Genomic DNA, 15,413 nt, shown 5'->3' on the forward strand with positions numbered 1-15,413 from the left:
CATGATCGCCTTCTGGGCCACGGCCGGCGTCCTTTCGGCAGCCGCGGCCATCCTGATTTTGCTCCGCGCCGCGCAGGCGGCCGTTCGCGTCGAGCCGGCCGACACCACCTCCGTCTTCTATCGCCGGCAGCTCGCGGAGATCGGCGATCTCGCCGATCGCGGCCTGATTGGCGAAGGCGAACGCCGGAGCGCCGAGACAGAGGCCGGACGGCGCCTGCTCGCCGCGACGGACCAGCCCGTCGAGGCCTGGTCGACCGGCCCGAGCCGCGCCCCCGTGCTGGTCGCCGCCATCGCCGCCCCCGCCCTGGCGCTGGCCCTCTACCTGGGCCTCGGATCGCCGGGCATGGCCGACCAGCCGTTTTCCGCGCGCCTGGCCAGGTGGCTGGTTTCCAATCCGGCGAGCCTTGCGCCGCCGGAGATGGCCGCGGTGCTGGGCAAGCTCACCAAGGAGCGGCCGAACGATCCGGAAGGCTACCGCTTCCTGGCCCTGGCGGAAGGAGCGTCGAACAATCCCGCGGGAGCCGTCCGCGCCCTGAAGCGCGCCGTGCGGCTGGCGCCCCAGCGGAGCGACCTTTGGGAGATGCTGGGCGAGGCGCAGGTCTTCCGGGCCGGCGGCGAGCTGACCGACGACGCCAAGCAGGCCTTCGTGGAGACCCTCAAGCTCGACCCGAAGAACGTCGCCGCCCGCTTTCACCTGGCGCGCGCCCGCATCACGGCCGGCGACAAGGCCGGCGGGATCGCCGACTGGCAGGCGCTGCTGGCCGACATGCCGGCTGCCGATCCCCGGCGCGCCGACCTGCAGCGCGCCATCGCCCAGGCGCAAGGGACGCCCGCGCCGCCGGCAGGGCTCTCCGGCGACCAGATGACCGCCGTCCGCGGCATGGTGGCGGGCCTCGCCCAGCGGCTGGCCGTCAGCCCCGACGATCCGGCGGGCTGGGTGCAGCTGGTCCGCGCCTATGCGGTGCTGGGCGATACCGCCAAGCGCGACGCCGCGCTGAAGGACGCCCGCGCCCGCTACGCCGCCAAGCCCGGCGTGCTGGCCGAACTCGCCAAGGCCGCGGCCACGGAGCCCATGAAGACGGAATCCGGGCGATGAGCTGGCTGCCCAAGTCCGCCAAGGCCCGCCGGCGCCTGACGCTGGTGGCGGCCATCGCGCCGGTGCTGGCGCTGGCCGTGGGCCTGACCCTGTGGGGCCTGCGTGACTCGATCTCGTTCTTCTACACGCCCTCCCAGGCCGCCCAGGCGCATCCGCCGGCCGGCCGCTCGATCCAGCTTGGCGGCATGGTGCGGATGGGCAGCGTGCTGAAGCATTCGGACGGGCGCGTCGAGTTCGTGGTCGCCGACCGCACGGCGCAGGACCGGGTGACCTTCCAGGGCGACTTGCCGGACCTGTTCCGCGAAGGCCAGGGCGTGGTGGCCGTCGGCGCATTCCGCGGCGACGGGGTGTTCGAGGCCAAGCAGGTGCTGGCCAAGCACGACGAGCGCTACATGCCGCGCGAACTGACCAAGCAGCTCAAGGCCCAGGGCGAGTGGCGCGGCGACGGCTCGACGCCCGACTACGCGAAGGCGAAACCAAGCACATGATCGCCGAGTTCGGTTCTTTCGCCCTGACCCTGGCGCTGGCCTTCGCCATCGCCCAGCTCGGCCTGTCGGCTGCGGCGCGCATTCGCCGCTCGACGGTGCTGGCCGCGGCGGGCGAGGGGGCGGCGGTGGCCTCGTTCGCCGGCGTGGCGATCGCCTTTGCCTGTCTGATCTACGCCTTCGTGACCTCGGACTTCTCGGTCGCCAACGTGGCGGCCAACTCGCACACCGAAAAGCCGATGCTCTACAAGGTGGCCGGCGCCTGGGGCAGCCACGAGGGCTCGATGCTGCTCTGGTGCCTGATGCTGACCGGCTACGGCGCAGCCGCCGCCACCCTGGGGCGCGGTCTGCCGAAGGGGCTGAAGGCGCTGATGGTGGCCGTACAGGGGGCGCTGGGAACCGTGTTCCTGGCCTATACGGTGTTCGCGTCCAATCCGCTGATGCGGATCGCCGCGCCGCCGGTGGAGGGCCGCTCGCTCAACCCGCTGCTGCAGGACCCGGCGCTGGCGATCCACCCGCCGTTCCTCTACGCGGGCTACGTCGGGATGTCGGTGGTCTTCTCGCTGGCGGTCGCCGCGCTTGTTGAGGGCCGCGTAGATGCGGCGTGGGCGCGCTGGGTGCGGCCTTGGGCGCTGGCCGCCTGGAGCCTGCTCACCGTCGGCATCACGCTCGGCGCCTTCTGGGCCTATTACGAGCTCGGCTGGGGTGGCTGGTGGTTCTGGGACCCGGTGGAGAACGCCTCCTTCATGCCCTGGCTGATCGCCACGGCCCTGCTGCATTCGGCCGTCGTCACCGAGAAGCGCGGGGCGCTGGCGGGCTGGAGCCTGTTCCTGGCGCTGGGGGCTTTCACGTTCTCCATGCTGGGCGCCTTCCTGGTGCGCTCGGGCGTGCTCACCTCGGTGCACGCCTTCGCGGTCGATCCCAAGCGCGGCGTGCTGCTGCTGATGATCCTGGGCGTGACGGCCGGCTCCGGCTTCGCGCTCTTCGCCTGGCGCGCGCCCAAGCTCGCCCAGGGCGGCCTCTTCGCGCCGGTCAGCCGCGAGAGCGCGCTGGTGCTGAACAACATCCTCCTGGCCGCGGCCACGGCGACGGTGCTGCTCGGCACGCTCTATCCGCTGATCCGCGAGGCGATGACCGGCGAGGCGATCTCGGTGGGTCCGCCGTACTTCAACCTGACCTTCGCGCCGCTGATGGCCGCGCTGGCGATCATCCTGCCGGCCGGTCCGCTGCTGGCCTGGAAGCGCGGCGACCTGCAGGGGGTGGGCCAGCGCCTGTGGCTGGCCGCGCTCGCGGCGCTGGGCTGCGGCCTGCTCACCTTCGCCCTGGTCAGTCCGAAGAAGGCGCTGGGCGCGGGCGGCATCGCCATCGGCGCCTGGCTGATCGCCGGCGCCGCGGCCGAGCTCGTCGAGCGCACGCGGCTTTTCCGCGTCCCGCCGCGCGACAGCTGGCGCAGGCTCACCGGCCTGCCGCGCGGCGCCTGGGGCATGACCCTGGCGCACCTGGGCCTTGGCGTCTTCGTACTGGGCGCCTGTTTCGAGCTCGGCTGGAAGGCCGAGTCCGCCGAGACCCTGCCGGTCGGCGGCGCGCTCGACGTGGGCGGCTATCATCTGGTGCTGGAGGGAGTGGGCCCGGTGGAAGGCCCCAACTACGACGCCGAGCGCGGCACGATCCGCGCCACCCGGGACGGCAAGCCGGTCTGCACCGGCGAGCCCGAGCGGCGCTTCTACCCGGCGGGCGGCCAGACCACCTCGGAGGTCGCCATCTGCTACCGCGGCGCCTCGCACCTCTACATGGTGCTGGGCGAGCGGCGGGAGGCGCCGGGAGGCGCGCCGGTCTGGCTGGTGCGGGCCTATTGGAACCCCTGGGCGACGCTGATCTTCCTGGGCCCGGTGATCATGGGCCTGGGCGGCCTGACCTCGCTGTCGGACCGCCGGATGCGGCTGGGCGTCGCCCGGCGGCGGGAGCAGCCGGCGTGAGGCTGCGGGCCCTCGCCGCGGCCCTGGCCGGCGTCGTCTGCATCGCCGCGGCCGCCGACCCGGCCGAGCGCCTGCCCGACCCGTCCCAGGAGGCCCGCGCCCGGGCGATCTTCCAGGACGTCCGCTGCCTGGTCTGCCAGAACGAATCCATCGACGACTCCGAGGCCGAGCTCGCCCACGACCTGCGCCAGGTGGTCCGGCAGCAGGTCCGCCAGGGCCGCAGCGACGCGGCGATCAAGCGTTACCTCACCGACCGCTATGGCGAGTTCGTGCTGCTGACGCCGGCCTTCTCCTGGGTGAACCTGGCGCTGTGGGGCGGACCGTTCCTGGTCGTGGTGCTGGGTGCGGGCCTGCTTGTGGCCCGCCTGCGGAACCGATCCGCCGACCCGGAACTATCGCCTGAAGAGGCCGAACGCGTGAGACGGCTGTCGGAAAGCGATTTGGCCTGACATGATTGCGCCCAACAACCGTCGGAATGCCGAACGCAGGGTGACCTAAACGTAACTTGAGGGTGGTTGTACTCTCGTGCATCGAACCTAGGTTTGTGAGGCGCGCCACCTCCCCAGCAGGCGCGCACAAGGAACAGAAGGCATATGACTTCCAAGAAGACCGGTTATCTCCTGGGCGCCGTCGCCGGCGCCGGTGTCATGGCCGCGGCGGTCGCGGGCGCAGGCATGCGACTGCCCGCCGCCCACGCCGACCAGCAGGCGCACATCATCAAGGCCTCGACCGTGCCGATCTTCGCCCCGCCGCCCGGCGCGCCGATGTCGTTCGCCGAGATCTTCGACCGCGTGTCGCCCGCGGTGGTCTCGATCAATGTGACGAGCCGCGTCGACGCCAGCGCGCTACGCAAGATCCCGGGCTTCGAGAACTTCCCGTTCGACATCGTGCCGCGCGGCGGGCAAGGCGGCCAGGGCGGTCAAGGCGCCCCGGGCGGCGGTGACGGCGACGACGAGAGCGCGCCCCCGCAGGGCGGCCGCACCGACAAGGGCCAGCCGCGGCTTCCGACCCAGCAGTCGGCCGGCTCGGGCTTCTTCATCTCCCCGGACGGCTACATCGTCACCAACAACCACGTGGTCGAGAACGCCGAGAGCATCAAGGTGGTCCTGAAGGACGAGACCGAGCTCGACGCCGTCGTCGTGGGCCGCGACGAGGGCACGGACCTCGCGGTCATCAAGGTCAAGGGCTCGCGGGCGAACTTCCCGTTCGTGAACTTCGAGAACGCCGGCAAGCCGCGCGTCGGCGACTGGGTGATCGCGGTGGGCAACCCGTTCGGCCTGGGCGGCACCGCCACGGCCGGGATCATCTCCGCCTACGGCCGCGACATCGGCGAGACCTTCGTCGACTACATCCAGATCGACGCCCCCATCAACCGCGGCAACTCCGGCGGCCCGACCTTCGACATCTACGGGCGGGTCATCGGCGTGAACACGGCGATCTTCTCGCCGTCCGGCGGCTCGGTCGGGATCGGCTTCGCGATCCCCGCGGAGGTGGCGGACGCGGTCACCAAGCAGCTGATCTCCGGCGGCAAGATCCAGCGCGGCTACATCGGGGCCACGATCCAGAACTTCACGCCCGAGATGGCCGAGGCGCAAGGCATGGGCGTCCAGAAGGGCGCGATCGTCTCGGACCTGGTGCCCGGCGGTCCCTCGGCGCGCGGCGGGCTGACGCCCGGCGACGTGGTCGTGTCGATCAACGGCGTTTCCATCAAGAGTTCCTCGGAGCTGACCCGCGAGGTCGCCAAGGGCAAGCCCGGCGACACCCTGCGGCTCGACGTGATCCGCGAGGGCAAGCACCATGTCGTCGAGGTGCGCTCCGGCATCCGACCCTCCGAAAAGGACCTGGCTTCCAACGACAACACGCCCGGCGGTTCCGGTCAGGGCGCCCCGGTCACGCCGCCGGTGCAGCGTCCCTCGGTGCTCGGCATGGCGCTGGGTCCGCTGGATGAGGCCACCCGGCGGCGCCTCAACGCGCCCGCCGAACTGCACGGCGTGGTGGTGGAAAGCATCGACCAGACCTCCGACGCCGGCCAGAAGGGCCTGCGACGCGGCGACGTGATCGTCCAGGCGGGCGGCCGTCCGGTGGCCAGCGCCGCCGATGTGGCGGCCGCGGTCGACGGCGCCAAGAAGGCCGGTCGGACCGGCGTCCTGGTGGGCGTCTTCCGCCAGGGCCGCACGACCTTCCTGCCGCTCAAGGTTTTGGGCTAACTCAAGGACTTTCGCGGGGGCGGACATACGATGCGGATCCTGATCGTCGAAGACGACCTGGAAGCGGCCGACGCCATGGAGCGGGGGCTCATCGAAGCGAGCTACGTCTGCACGCGCGCGGCGGACGGCGAGGAGGGCCTCACCGCCGCCCGCGACGGCGAGTTCGACGTGATGATCGTCGACCGCATGATGCCGAAGATGAACGGCGTGCAGCTGATCGAGACCCTGCGGCGCGAGGGCGACCAGACGCCGGTGCTGTTCCTTTCGGCGCTGGGCGAGGTCGGCGACCGGGTGGCCGGCCTGCAGGCCGGCGGCGACGACTATCTGGTCAAGCCCTACGCCTTCGCCGAGCTGATCGCCCGCGTCGAGGCGCTGGCCCGGCGCCGCGAGACGGGCTCGGTGCAGACGCTGCTGCGGGTCGGCGAGCTGGAGATGGACCTGATCGGCCGGGCGGTGCACCGCCAGGGCAAGGAGATCGACCTGCAGCCGCGCGAGTTCCAGCTGCTGGAGTTCATGATGCGCCACGCCGGCCAGTCGGTGACCCGGACCATGCTGCTGGAGAAGGTCTGGGAGTATCACTTCGACCCGCAGACCAACGTCATCGACGTGCACATCTCGCGCCTGCGCTCGAAGATCGACAAGGGCTTCGACCGGCCGATGCTGCAGACCGTCCGCGGGGCGGGCTATCGGCTGGATGCCTAAACTTCCTTTCCCGCGCAGCGGGAGAGGGGGACCGCTCGCTGAAAAGCGAGTGGTGGAGAGGGCAAGCCTCAAGCGCCGCGCTCGCCGCTTGCCCTTCCCACCGTCCGCTCTTCGCTTCGCTCGGCGGGCGGTCCCCCCTTCCCACGAATGGGAAGGGAAGTGATGCGCCTGCCGCGCATTTTCCGCACCACCCCGTTCCGGTTGACGCTGCTGTTCCTGGCGCTGTTCGGGTCGGCGGCCAGCGCCTTCCTGGCCTACATCTACGTGGCCACGGCCGGCGAGGCGACGCGGCGCACCGACATGGAGATCACCCGCGAGATGCACTCGCTGGTGGCGGCCTATGACCGGGCCGGCGTCGATGCGCTCAACCAGTCCTTGATCGAGCGCGCGGCCAGCGAGCGGCCGTTCCTCTACCTCCTGATGGACAAGAACCAGAAGCCGATCTCCGGCTCCATCCAGGAAAGTCCCGTGGAGAAGTTCACTGGCGGGCTCACCTCCACCAGTTTCTCGGTCACCGACCAGGACGCCCAGGGCCACACGGTCAAGCATCCGGCCCGCGGCCTGCAGCAACGCTTGAGCGGCGGCCAGATCCTGTTCGTCGGCGCCGACGTCGGGGCCGATCAGGCCTATGTGAACAAGATCACCACCGCCCTGCAGGGGGCGGGCGCGCTGGTGGTGGTGCTGGGCCTGGCCTTCGGGTCGCTGTTCAGCCGCAACGTCAGCCGCAGTATGGCGGGCCTCACCGAGGTGGTGGACGCCGTGCGCAACGGCGACCTCGGCGCACGCGCCCACGTGCGCGGCACCCGCGACGAGTTCGACGAGCTGGCGGCCGGCGTCAACGAGATGCTCGACCGGCTGGAGCGATCGATGGCGGGCCACCGCCACGCGGGCGACGCCATCGCCCACGACCTGCGCTCGCCGCTCACCCGTCTGCGCGCCCGGCTGGAGGCCGCCTTCCTCGACGTCGAGGCCGGCAAGGGCGATCCGAAGCAGGCGTTGGCCCAGGCGCTGGAGGACACCGACGGGGTGCTGAAGACCTTCGGCGCCGTGCTCTCCATCGCCCGGCTGCAGGCGGCGGGCACGGCGCCCGATCCGGTGCTGTTCGATCCGGCGGAGCTGGCCGCCGACATCTCCGAACTCTACGAGCCGCTCTGCGAGGACAAGGGGATCGACTTCGCCGCCGAGTTCTCCAAGGACCTGCAGGTGCGCGGCAACCGCGAGTTCCTGGCCCAGGCGCTGGCCAACATCCTGGACAATGCGGTGAAGTACACACCGGCCGGCGGGGCGATCATGCTGCGGGTGCGCCGCCGGTCCTCCGGCGAGATCGAGTTCTCGGTCACCGACACCGGTCCAGGCGTCCCCGACGGCGACCGCGAGCGGGTGGTCGAACGCTTCGTGCGCCTGGAGAACAGCCGCAACCAGCCGGGCGCGGGCCTGGGCCTTTCGCTGGTCGCCGCGGTGGCCGAAGCCCACGGCGGCCGCCTGGAGCTCGCCGAGGGGCCGGGCAAGGTGGGCGAGATGGGGCCCGGCCTGCGCGTGGCGCTGATCCTGCCCCGACCTGCCTGAGAGGGGCCGGCTTGACCCACATACCGCCAGGGTGGGAAGCCCTGCGGCCATGACGCTCGCCGAACAGCTGAGCCCCTGCGGCCCCGTGGTGGACGACAAGGCCGCCGGCCGCGCCCGCGAGGTCGTCGCCGAGACCCTGTGGACGGAGCGGCTGGATCGGGCTTGGCCGGCGCTGGCCCCGATCTTCGGGGCGTCGCCCTATCTGGCGAGCCTGGCCAGGCGCGATCCGGCGCGGCTGGACAGGTTGCTGGCCGCGGAGCCGCAGGCGCGGCTGGACGACATCCTGGTCCGGACCGCCGCGGCGGCGGACCTCGATCTGGAGCCGGCGCAGGTCCGCCTGCGCGAGTTGAAGGCCGAACTGCACCTGCTCACGGCCCTGGCCGACCTCGGCGGGGTGTGGGACCTGGACCAGGTCACCGGCGCGCTCACCCGCTTCGCGGACGCCGCGGTGGCCGCCGCCCTGACGGTCGCTGCGCGCGGCGAGGTCGCGGCGGGACGGCTGACCCGACTGGTCGAGGGCCCCGAGGGGCCGGTCCCCGGCTGGTTCTGCATCGCCATGGGCAAGCAGGGCGCCTTCGAGCTCAACTACTCGAGCGACATCGACGTCTCGGTGTTCTTCGATCCCGACCGGCTGCCGCTGGCGGAGGGGATCGAGCCGGAGGCCTTCGCGGTGCGGCTGACCCAGCGGCTCTCCGACCTGATGCAGGCGCGCACGGCCGACGGCTACGTGTTCCGCATGGACCTTCGGCTGCGGCCCGACCCGGCCTCGACCCAGGCCGCGGTGCCGATCCCTGCGGCGATCGAGTACTACGAAAACGTCGGCCAGAACTGGGAGCGCGCGGCCTTCATCAAGGCCCGGCCCTGCGCCGGCGACGTCCCCGCGGCGGAGGCGTTCCTCGGCGAGCTGGGCGCCTTCGTGTGGCGCAGGAACCTCGACTTCGCGGCCATCGCCGACATCCACTCGATCAAGCGCCAGATCCACGCGCACAAGGTCGATGAGCGGGTCTCCGCAAAGGGCGTCGACCTGAAGCTCGGCCGCGGCGGCATCCGCGAGATCGAGTTCTACGTCCAGACCCAGCAGCTGATCCTCGGCGGCCGAAATCCGGCCTTGCGCAGCCGCCGGACGCTGGATGCGCTCGCGGCCCTCACCGAGGCGGGCCACGTCGCGCCTGAGACCGCCGCCGAGCTCACCGACGCCTACCGCCTGCTGCGCGCCGTCGAGCACCGCATCCAGATGCTGGCCGACGAGCAGACCCACCGCCTGCCCGAGGCCGACGCGGACCGCCGGCGTGTGGCGGCGCTCGCCGGCTTCGACAAGCTGCGCAGCTTCGACGCCGCCATCACCCGGACGCTGAAGGGCGTCAACGCCCGTTACGGCGAGCTCTTTCCGTCCGAGGAGCCGCTGTCCTCGCGCTTCGGCAGCCTGGTGTTCACCGGCGTCGAGGACGATCCGGCGACGCTGGCGACGCTCAAGCGGATGGGTTTTTCCAACCCGGCCCAGGTCGCCAGGACCATCCGCGGCTGGCACCACGGCCATATCCCGGCCACCGCCACGGAGCGGGGCCGCGAGCTGTTCACGCGGCTCGCGCCGCGGCTGCTGGACGCGGCCCACGCGACCGGATCGCCGGATGCGGCCTTCAACCGCTTCGGCGACTTCTTTTCGCGGCTGTCGTCGGGCGTGCAGCTGCAGTCGCTGTTCCTCGCCCAGCCGAACCTTTTCGAGCTGATCGTGCAGGTGATGGCCTTCGCGCCGCGGCTGGCGTCCACCCTGGCGCGGCGCCCCGCGGCGATCGACGCCATGCTCGACGGGACCTTCTTCGAGACCATCGACATCGCCGAGGACCGGTCCGTGATGCAGGCCGCGGTCGCTCGGGCTGAGGGTTTCGAGGGCGCAATGGACGCCGTGCGCGTGGTCCACCGCGAGCAGGCCTTCCGGGTCGGCGTGCAGGTGATGAGCGGGGCGGCGAGCGCGGTTGCCGCCGGCAAGGCCTTCGCCGAGCTCGCCGACCTCTGCATCGACGCCCTGGCCGTGGCGGCGCTGGCCGAGACCGAGCGGCTGGGGGGCGGCTTCGCAGGCGACGTGGCGGTGGTGGCGCTGGGCAAGTGCGGCTCGCGGGAGATGAGCGCGGGCTCGGACCTCGACCTGATGACCCTCTACCGCGCCGCCGATCCGGCGGGCGCCTCGGAGCTGAAGGCCTGGGACGCCGTCACCTTCTACGGCCGCTTCACCCAGCGATTGATCGCCGCCCTCTCCAGCCAGACGGGCGAGGGCGGGCTCTACGACGTGGACATGCAGCTCCGCCCCTCGGGCACCAAGGGACCGGTGGCGGTGAGCTTCGCGGCCTTCGAGGGCTACTACGCGGCCGAGGCGGAAACCTGGGAGCTGCTGGCCTTGACCCGGGCCCGCGTGGTCTGGGCGACCAGCGATGCCTTCGCCGGGGCCGCGCAGGCGGCCATCGACGCCGCGCTGCGCCGCCCGCGCGACCGCGCCGCCACCGCCCGCCACGTGCGCGAGATGCGCGAGCTGATGGCCCGCGAGCGGCCGCCGAAGGGCGACTGGGACCTGAAGCTCATCCCCGGTGGCCTAGTCGACATCGAATTCGCCGCCCAGTTCCTCCAGCTCGCTCACGCCGCGGACGGAGGGCCCATGGCGCCCAACACCGCCGACGCGCTCGCGGCCTTCCGCGACGCCGGGCTCGCCGCCGCCAAGCCGCTCGCCGACCTCGAGCGCGCCTGGCGTCTGCAGCAGAACCTGACCCAGCTCCTGAAGGTGGCGCTGGAAGACGGCGCCAACCCGGAGCGGGAGCCGGCGGCCTTCCGCGCGCTGTTGGCCCGGGCCGGCGGCGTGCGGGATTTCCGGCAGCTGCGCGCCGCGCTGAAGACGGAGCGCAGCGCGGCGCGAAGAGCTTATGAGACGATCGTGGCGGGGTAGGGACGCGGTGCGGCCCATCTGCGGCGCCTCGCCACCTTGCAAGCGTTCGCTTCCGGCGAGCCGATCCACGGCGGACGACTGCCACTCCCAGATAATGGCTTTGCGCCTTCACCGAGTGATGAGGGATGTGCAGGCGCACGAAGCTTAAGAGCAGGTCTCGATGCTCCATCAGGTCTATGTTCGCCGCTCCGCTTCTTAGACCAATGCGCTTCGCTCTCGGCTTCCGATGTCGAACTCGGAGGGCTATGGGAAGGACCGCCCCACCTGGGCGCGGCGCCCACCTGACGCCTCCGATCCAGCTCCGCGCTGAAACGAGGTCAGCCATGTCGTTCGATCGCAGGCGCCTGCTCAAGCTGGGAGCGGCCACATCTCTGGGTGTTGGTCTCGCGTCGCTGGCCGCCTGTTCGCGGCGGGCCTCGTCTCCCCCCGCCCCTCCTGCGGCGGCCGACCACACTATCCGGATCGCGAACACGAAGATCGAGCTGGCCCCGGGCGTGGACATTTCCACCTCGACCTACAACGGCCAGTTCCCCGGGCCGCTGCTGCGCTTCTACGAGGGCCGTCCGGTCGTCGTCGACATCCACAACGACACCGCTAGGCCTGAGCAGCTCCATTGGCACGGCCAAAAGATTCCCGTGAATGTGGACGGTTCGGCCGAGGAAGGAACGCCGTTTGTCCCGCCGCACGGATCGCGTCGGATCAGCTTCACGCCTGGCCCGGCGGGCCTGCGCTTCTACCATACCCACGTGATCGCCGGATCGGACCTGACCGCCGGCCAGTATGGCGGCCAGGTCGGCCCGGTCTACATCGAGCCCAAACGGGAGCCAGGCCGCTACGACCGGGAGGTGTTCCTGACCCTGAAGGAGTTCGGGCCCAGCCTCAGCCAGGGCGGCGACATGGCCATGGACTTCCTGCAGCCGGCCGCGGTCGACGCCAAGCTGAAGGCCTCCGGCGAAGCCGCGATGCAGGCTTCCCTGGCGAAGGGAACGCCGCATGGCTACGAGGTCGGCTACAAGCACTTCACCATCAATGGCCGCATGCTCGGCCACGGCGAGCCGATCCGCGTGAAGGCCGGAGAGCGGCTGTTGCTGCACGTGCTGAATGGCAGCGCCACGGAGATCCGCAGTCTGGCGCTTCCCGGCCACAGCTTCCAGGTCGTGGCCCTGGACGGCAATCCGGTCCCCACGCCTGCGGAAGCGCCGGTGCTTTGGATCGGCACGGCCGAGCGGGTTTCGGCCATCGTCGCGATGAACCGTCCGGGCGTGTGGGTGCTTGGCGATGTCTCCGACGACGACCGCGGAAACGGCATGGGCGTCGTGGTCGAATACGCGGGCCAGACGGGCCCGCCGAAATGGTCGAAGCCGCCGGCGTCCAAATGGGACTACCTCCGCTTCGGCCGGACGGGCGCTGGGGCCCAGGCGCCGGACGAGGTCTTCGACATGACCTTCGCCAAGGACAATGCGGCCCTCGGGGGCTTCAACCGCTGGACCATCAACGGCGTGGCCTTCTCCGACAAGCAGATGGAGCCGATGTTCAAGCTGCGGAAGGGCCGCCGCTATCGGCTGCGCATGAGCAACGCCAGCGACGACATCCATCCCATCCACCTGCATCGCCACAGCTTCGAGCTCACGCGGATCGCGGGCCGCCCGACGGCCGGGGTGTTGAAGGACGTGGTCATGCTGGGCGGCTATCAGCGGATGGAGGTGGACTTCACGGCCGACAATCCGGGGCGCACCCTGTTCCACTGCCACCAGCAGCTGCACATGGATTTCGGCTTCATGTGCCTGTTCGACTATGCGTGACCGCTTTCGTGCCTGGGGCGCGCCAGGATCGGAGACATCCAATGGCCAAGGGGGTCCTGCCGGCTGGCCTCGCCCGACCAGGCCGCTTGACACTGACCGTCGGTCAGTATTAATGACTGTCGGTCAGTAGGAATGGACCGATGGACAAGCCGCTGCGCCGCCGCCTCCAACCCGAGGCGCGGAAACTGGAGATCGTCGAGGCTGCCGAGCGCCTGCTGCAGGCCAACGGCTCTCGGGTGCGGGTGGAGGACGTGGTCCGCGAGGCGGGCGTCGCGAAGGGCACCTTCTTCCTCTACTTCCCGACCTGGGAGGACCTGCTCGAGACGGTCCGCCAGCGGCTCGTGTCAGAGTTCGACGCGGCCTATCCCCTGCCGACCGAGGTCGACGGGCCGGTGGACTGGCCGAGCCTTGTGGAGTCACAGGCGGGCGCCTTCATTGACTTCACCCTCTCGCGCCGCGGGGTCGGCGAGGCGGTGTTCCACGCGGATTTCGCCGAGCGCCGACCCCTGGCCGACAACGCCATCCTGCGGCTCTCCGCCGTCATCCGCGCGGGCCAGGAGGCCGAGGCCTTCGGACCCGTCGATCCGGAGCCCACGGCGCGCCTGATGTTCGCCGCCATCCACGAGGCCGCCGACGCCGTCGCCGGCGGGGCCGACCGCGCGGCCATTCGGGCTGCGCTGGAGAGCCTGCTGCGACGCACCCTTGCGCCATGATCGTTGGCAATTGCATCGCACCAAGGAGGACCCACCCATGAGCGAGAGCCCCGTAAACGTAAGATACATGGTCGGTGACGTGCAGGCGTCGGTCGATTGGTACGTCGGCCATCTCGGCTTCCGCCCGGTCGGCCCCGCGTCGCCGGCGTTTGCGGCCGTGGAGCGCGGACCTCTCAGACTGCTGCTGAGCGGCAGCGCCAGCTCCGCCGGCCGGGCGATGCCGGATGGCCGCCAGCCTGAGCCCGGCGGGTGGACCCGCTTCCAGGTTATCGTCAAGGATATCGCCGCCGAGGTCGAACGCCTGCGGGCCCAGGGTGTGAGGTTCCGCAATGAGATCGTCACGGGACCCGGCGGGTCGCAAATCCTGGCGGAGGATCCCTCGGGCAATGTGGTTGAGCTGTTTCAGCCTGCGGCGCGCACCTGATTTCCGGGGTCCACTCCAGTACCGCGTCCCCGGATTGCCTAGGCGAGCTGCCCCGCCGCCTCCAGGATCAGATTCGTGATCTCTAAAGGATGGGAGATCAGCGCCAGGTGGCTGGCCTTCACCTCGATGGTCTTGGCGCCCATGCGCTTGGCCATGAACCGTTCGAGGTCGGGATTGATTGTCCGATCTTCCGTCGAGACGGCATAGAAACTCGGCTTCGACCGCCAGGCCGCCTGCGTGGTCTTGCCGGCGAGGAGGGCCTTGTGGAACGGCTCTTGGACCGCATAGAGCACCTTCGCCTTCGCTTCCGGCAGGTCACCCGCGAAATCGCGTAGGAACGCGGCCTCGCTGAGGCGCCCCTCATCGCCGTCGAAAACGATACCGGCGGAGGCCGGCGGCGTGGGAAATGTCTTGGCCAACGCCGTGTAGTCCTCGCCCGCATCCGGCGCGCGGGCCGCCACATAGACCAGCGCCGAGACATTTGGATGCAGGCCGGCCTCGGTGACGATCATGCCGGAAAAGGAATGCCCAACCAGGACCGTCGGGCCATCCTGCCGCGCCAGCACGCGCTCGGCCGAGTCCACCGCTTCAGGCAGCGTCGTCAGAGGGTTTTGCACGGAGGTGGCGTTGAGTCCCGCCGCCTGCAGGCGTGCGATCACCTCGGACCAGCATGATCCGTCGGCGAACAGCCCGTGCACAAGGACGACGTTGCGCGCCTTCGCCACGGCGGACGTGGCGGCCATGCCGCGGGTGGAGATCAGCGAAGCGGCGAGGCCGGCGACCACGGTGGTCGAAAAAACACGTCGGTCCATCATCGGATTCGCCTTCCTTCAGTCGTAAAGATCCGTGGGCAAGCCCATCTGCCTGGCGCGGCGGCGGCGCAGCGCATGTCGAGATGTTCGTGTCGGATCGCCTCACCGCAGCCTGACGAGCCTCCTGAAATAGGCTGCCGGGATTATACACCTTGCCGCAGCGCGCGACGTCCGCATTCGGGGCAAGGACTGAAGGTCCGCAAGTGGCGCGAAGCCGCCGCCCTCGAACGAAGCGGCGTCGGCCGCGGTTTTGGCCTTGGCTCCTTCCTCGACGCGCTTGCTGCCTTTTACTTTTGTACCTTCGCCCGAGCGCCCGCAGGCGCTTTCTTCTTCGATTTGCTCTGGTTGTATTCAACGGCGGCGCGGATGAGATTTTTGAGAGCCCGCTCATCGATCTTGTCACCCTCGAACAAATCGATCGCTCGCCACACCTTGCCGCCGAAGCCGTTGTTGAAGAGCTTGTCAGGATCGGGAAGGCTCGCCCCGTGGGAAAAGGTAAGCTTCACCTTTTCCTTGTGGGGGTTTCCGACCGCGATGATTCCGTCTCGAGACCACACCGGGCTTCCCATCCACTTCCATTCCTCGATGATCTCCGGATCGGCCTCAAGGATGGTCTTGCGGAGGCTGGCGAGCGTCTTGCCCCGCCAGTCCGTGGTTTCTGCGATCAGCTGATCAATCTGTTCCGATGGAGTCATGGG

13 protein-coding genes are annotated in these 15,413 nt (G+C 70.3%); 11 read left to right on the plus strand and 2 right to left on the minus strand.

The genetic code is table 11. The features are described 5' to 3' along the window. Position 1 precedes the first annotated feature (1 nt). The 11 genes from ccmI to JWP28_RS02125 all read left to right on the plus strand — a co-directional run bounded on the left by ccmI (position 2) and on the right by JWP28_RS02125 (position 13,903). Entirely contained in the window at positions 2-1,096 is a 1,095-nt protein-coding gene (ccmI, locus tag JWP28_RS02075; RefSeq protein ID WP_299539454.1) for a c-type cytochrome biogenesis protein CcmI, read from the plus strand. Next, a complete protein-coding gene (ccmE, locus tag JWP28_RS02080; RefSeq protein ID WP_299539456.1) occupies positions 1,093-1,584 on the plus strand; it encodes a cytochrome c maturation protein CcmE in 492 nt (163 codons plus the stop codon). Before ccmI ends, ccmE begins: the two co-directional genes overlap by 4 nt. Continuing rightward, entirely contained in the window at positions 1,581-3,557 is a 1,977-nt protein-coding gene (locus JWP28_RS02085; protein ID WP_299539458.1) for a heme lyase CcmF/NrfE family subunit, read from the plus strand. The genes ccmE and JWP28_RS02085 overlap by 4 nt, the downstream gene beginning before the upstream one ends. Beyond that, positions 3,554-4,006 (plus strand): cytochrome c-type biogenesis protein, encoded by a 453-nt coding sequence (locus tag JWP28_RS02090; RefSeq protein WP_299539460.1) that lies wholly within the window; start codon positions 3,554-3,556, stop codon positions 4,004-4,006. Before JWP28_RS02085 ends, JWP28_RS02090 begins: the two co-directional genes overlap by 4 nt. A 144-nt stretch (positions 4,007-4,150) precedes the next feature. Further along, positions 4,151-5,764 (plus strand): Do family serine endopeptidase, encoded by a 1,614-nt coding sequence (locus JWP28_RS02095; protein WP_299539462.1) that lies wholly within the window; start codon positions 4,151-4,153, stop codon positions 5,762-5,764. Between the two features lie 30 nt (positions 5,765-5,794). After that, on the plus strand, positions 5,795-6,466 hold the full coding sequence (locus JWP28_RS02100; protein WP_299539465.1) for a response regulator transcription factor: 672 nt from the start codon (positions 5,795-5,797) through the stop codon (positions 6,464-6,466). Positions 6,467-6,628: 162 nt separating this feature from the next. Further along, positions 6,629-8,032: a HAMP domain-containing sensor histidine kinase gene (locus tag JWP28_RS02105; RefSeq protein ID WP_299539468.1), complete on the plus strand. Its 1,404-nt coding sequence runs from the start codon at positions 6,629-6,631 to the stop codon at positions 8,030-8,032. A 49-nt stretch (positions 8,033-8,081) separates the two neighbouring features. Continuing rightward, positions 8,082-10,964: a bifunctional [glutamine synthetase] adenylyltransferase/[glutamine synthetase]-adenylyl-L-tyrosine phosphorylase gene (locus JWP28_RS02110; RefSeq protein WP_299539471.1), complete on the plus strand. Its 2,883-nt coding sequence runs from the start codon at positions 8,082-8,084 to the stop codon at positions 10,962-10,964. Positions 10,965-11,287: 323 nt separating this feature from the next. Further along, the gene (locus JWP28_RS02115) at positions 11,288-12,766 is read left to right on the plus strand and encodes a multicopper oxidase domain-containing protein (RefSeq protein WP_299539473.1); all 1,479 of its coding nucleotides are present in this window, start codon (positions 11,288-11,290) and stop codon (positions 12,764-12,766) included. Positions 12,767-12,906: 140 nt separating this feature from the next. Next, complete coding sequence (locus JWP28_RS02120; RefSeq protein WP_299539475.1) at positions 12,907-13,479, plus strand: TetR/AcrR family transcriptional regulator; 573 nt, start codon at positions 12,907-12,909, stop codon at positions 13,477-13,479. 37 nt (positions 13,480-13,516) lie between these two features. Further along, positions 13,517-13,903, plus strand: a complete 387-nt coding sequence (locus tag JWP28_RS02125; RefSeq protein WP_299539477.1) for a VOC family protein — start codon at positions 13,517-13,519, stop codon at positions 13,901-13,903. A 38-nt stretch (positions 13,904-13,941) separates the two neighbouring features. On the opposite strand, the gene JWP28_RS02130 is transcribed toward JWP28_RS02125, so the two are convergent. Beyond that, entirely contained in the window at positions 13,942-14,718 is a 777-nt protein-coding gene (locus JWP28_RS02130; protein WP_299539479.1) for an alpha/beta hydrolase, read from the minus strand. A 284-nt stretch (positions 14,719-15,002) separates the two neighbouring features. Further along, a complete protein-coding gene (locus JWP28_RS02135) occupies positions 15,003-15,410 on the minus strand; it encodes a DUF1801 domain-containing protein (RefSeq protein ID WP_299539481.1) in 408 nt (135 codons plus the stop codon). Between the last annotated feature and the right edge of the window lie 3 nt (positions 15,411-15,413).

Source organism: Phenylobacterium sp. (assembly GCF_028290885.1).
Classification (GTDB): domain Bacteria; phylum Pseudomonadota; class Alphaproteobacteria; order Caulobacterales; family Caulobacteraceae; genus Phenylobacterium.

Coding starts and splice junctions, on each gene's coding strand:
- JWP28_RS02095 (WP_299539462.1), top strand. CDS start 4,151: ATGACTTCCAAGAAGACCGGTTATCTCCTGGGCGCCGTCGCCGGCGCC.
- JWP28_RS02115 (WP_299539473.1), top strand. CDS start 11,288: ATGTCGTTCGATCGCAGGCGCCTGCTCAAGCTGGGAGCGGCCACATCT.
- JWP28_RS02110 (WP_299539471.1), top strand. CDS start 8,082: ATGACGCTCGCCGAACAGCTGAGCCCCTGCGGCCCCGTGGTGGACGAC.
- JWP28_RS02135 (WP_299539481.1), bottom strand. CDS start 15,410: ATGACTCCATCGGAACAGATTGATCAGCTGATCGCAGAAACCACGGAC.
- JWP28_RS02125 (WP_299539477.1), top strand. CDS start 13,517: ATGAGCGAGAGCCCCGTAAACGTAAGATACATGGTCGGTGACGTGCAG.
- ccmE (WP_299539456.1), top strand. CDS start 1,093: ATGAGCTGGCTGCCCAAGTCCGCCAAGGCCCGCCGGCGCCTGACGCTG.
- JWP28_RS02085 (WP_299539458.1), top strand. CDS start 1,581: ATGATCGCCGAGTTCGGTTCTTTCGCCCTGACCCTGGCGCTGGCCTTC.
- ccmI (WP_299539454.1), top strand. CDS start 2: ATGATCGCCTTCTGGGCCACGGCCGGCGTCCTTTCGGCAGCCGCGGCC.
- JWP28_RS02100 (WP_299539465.1), top strand. CDS start 5,795: ATGCGGATCCTGATCGTCGAAGACGACCTGGAAGCGGCCGACGCCATG.
- JWP28_RS02130 (WP_299539479.1), bottom strand. CDS start 14,718: ATGATGGACCGACGTGTTTTTTCGACCACCGTGGTCGCCGGCCTCGCC.
- JWP28_RS02120 (WP_299539475.1), top strand. CDS start 12,907: ATGGACAAGCCGCTGCGCCGCCGCCTCCAACCCGAGGCGCGGAAACTG.
- JWP28_RS02105 (WP_299539468.1), top strand. CDS start 6,629: ATGCGCCTGCCGCGCATTTTCCGCACCACCCCGTTCCGGTTGACGCTG.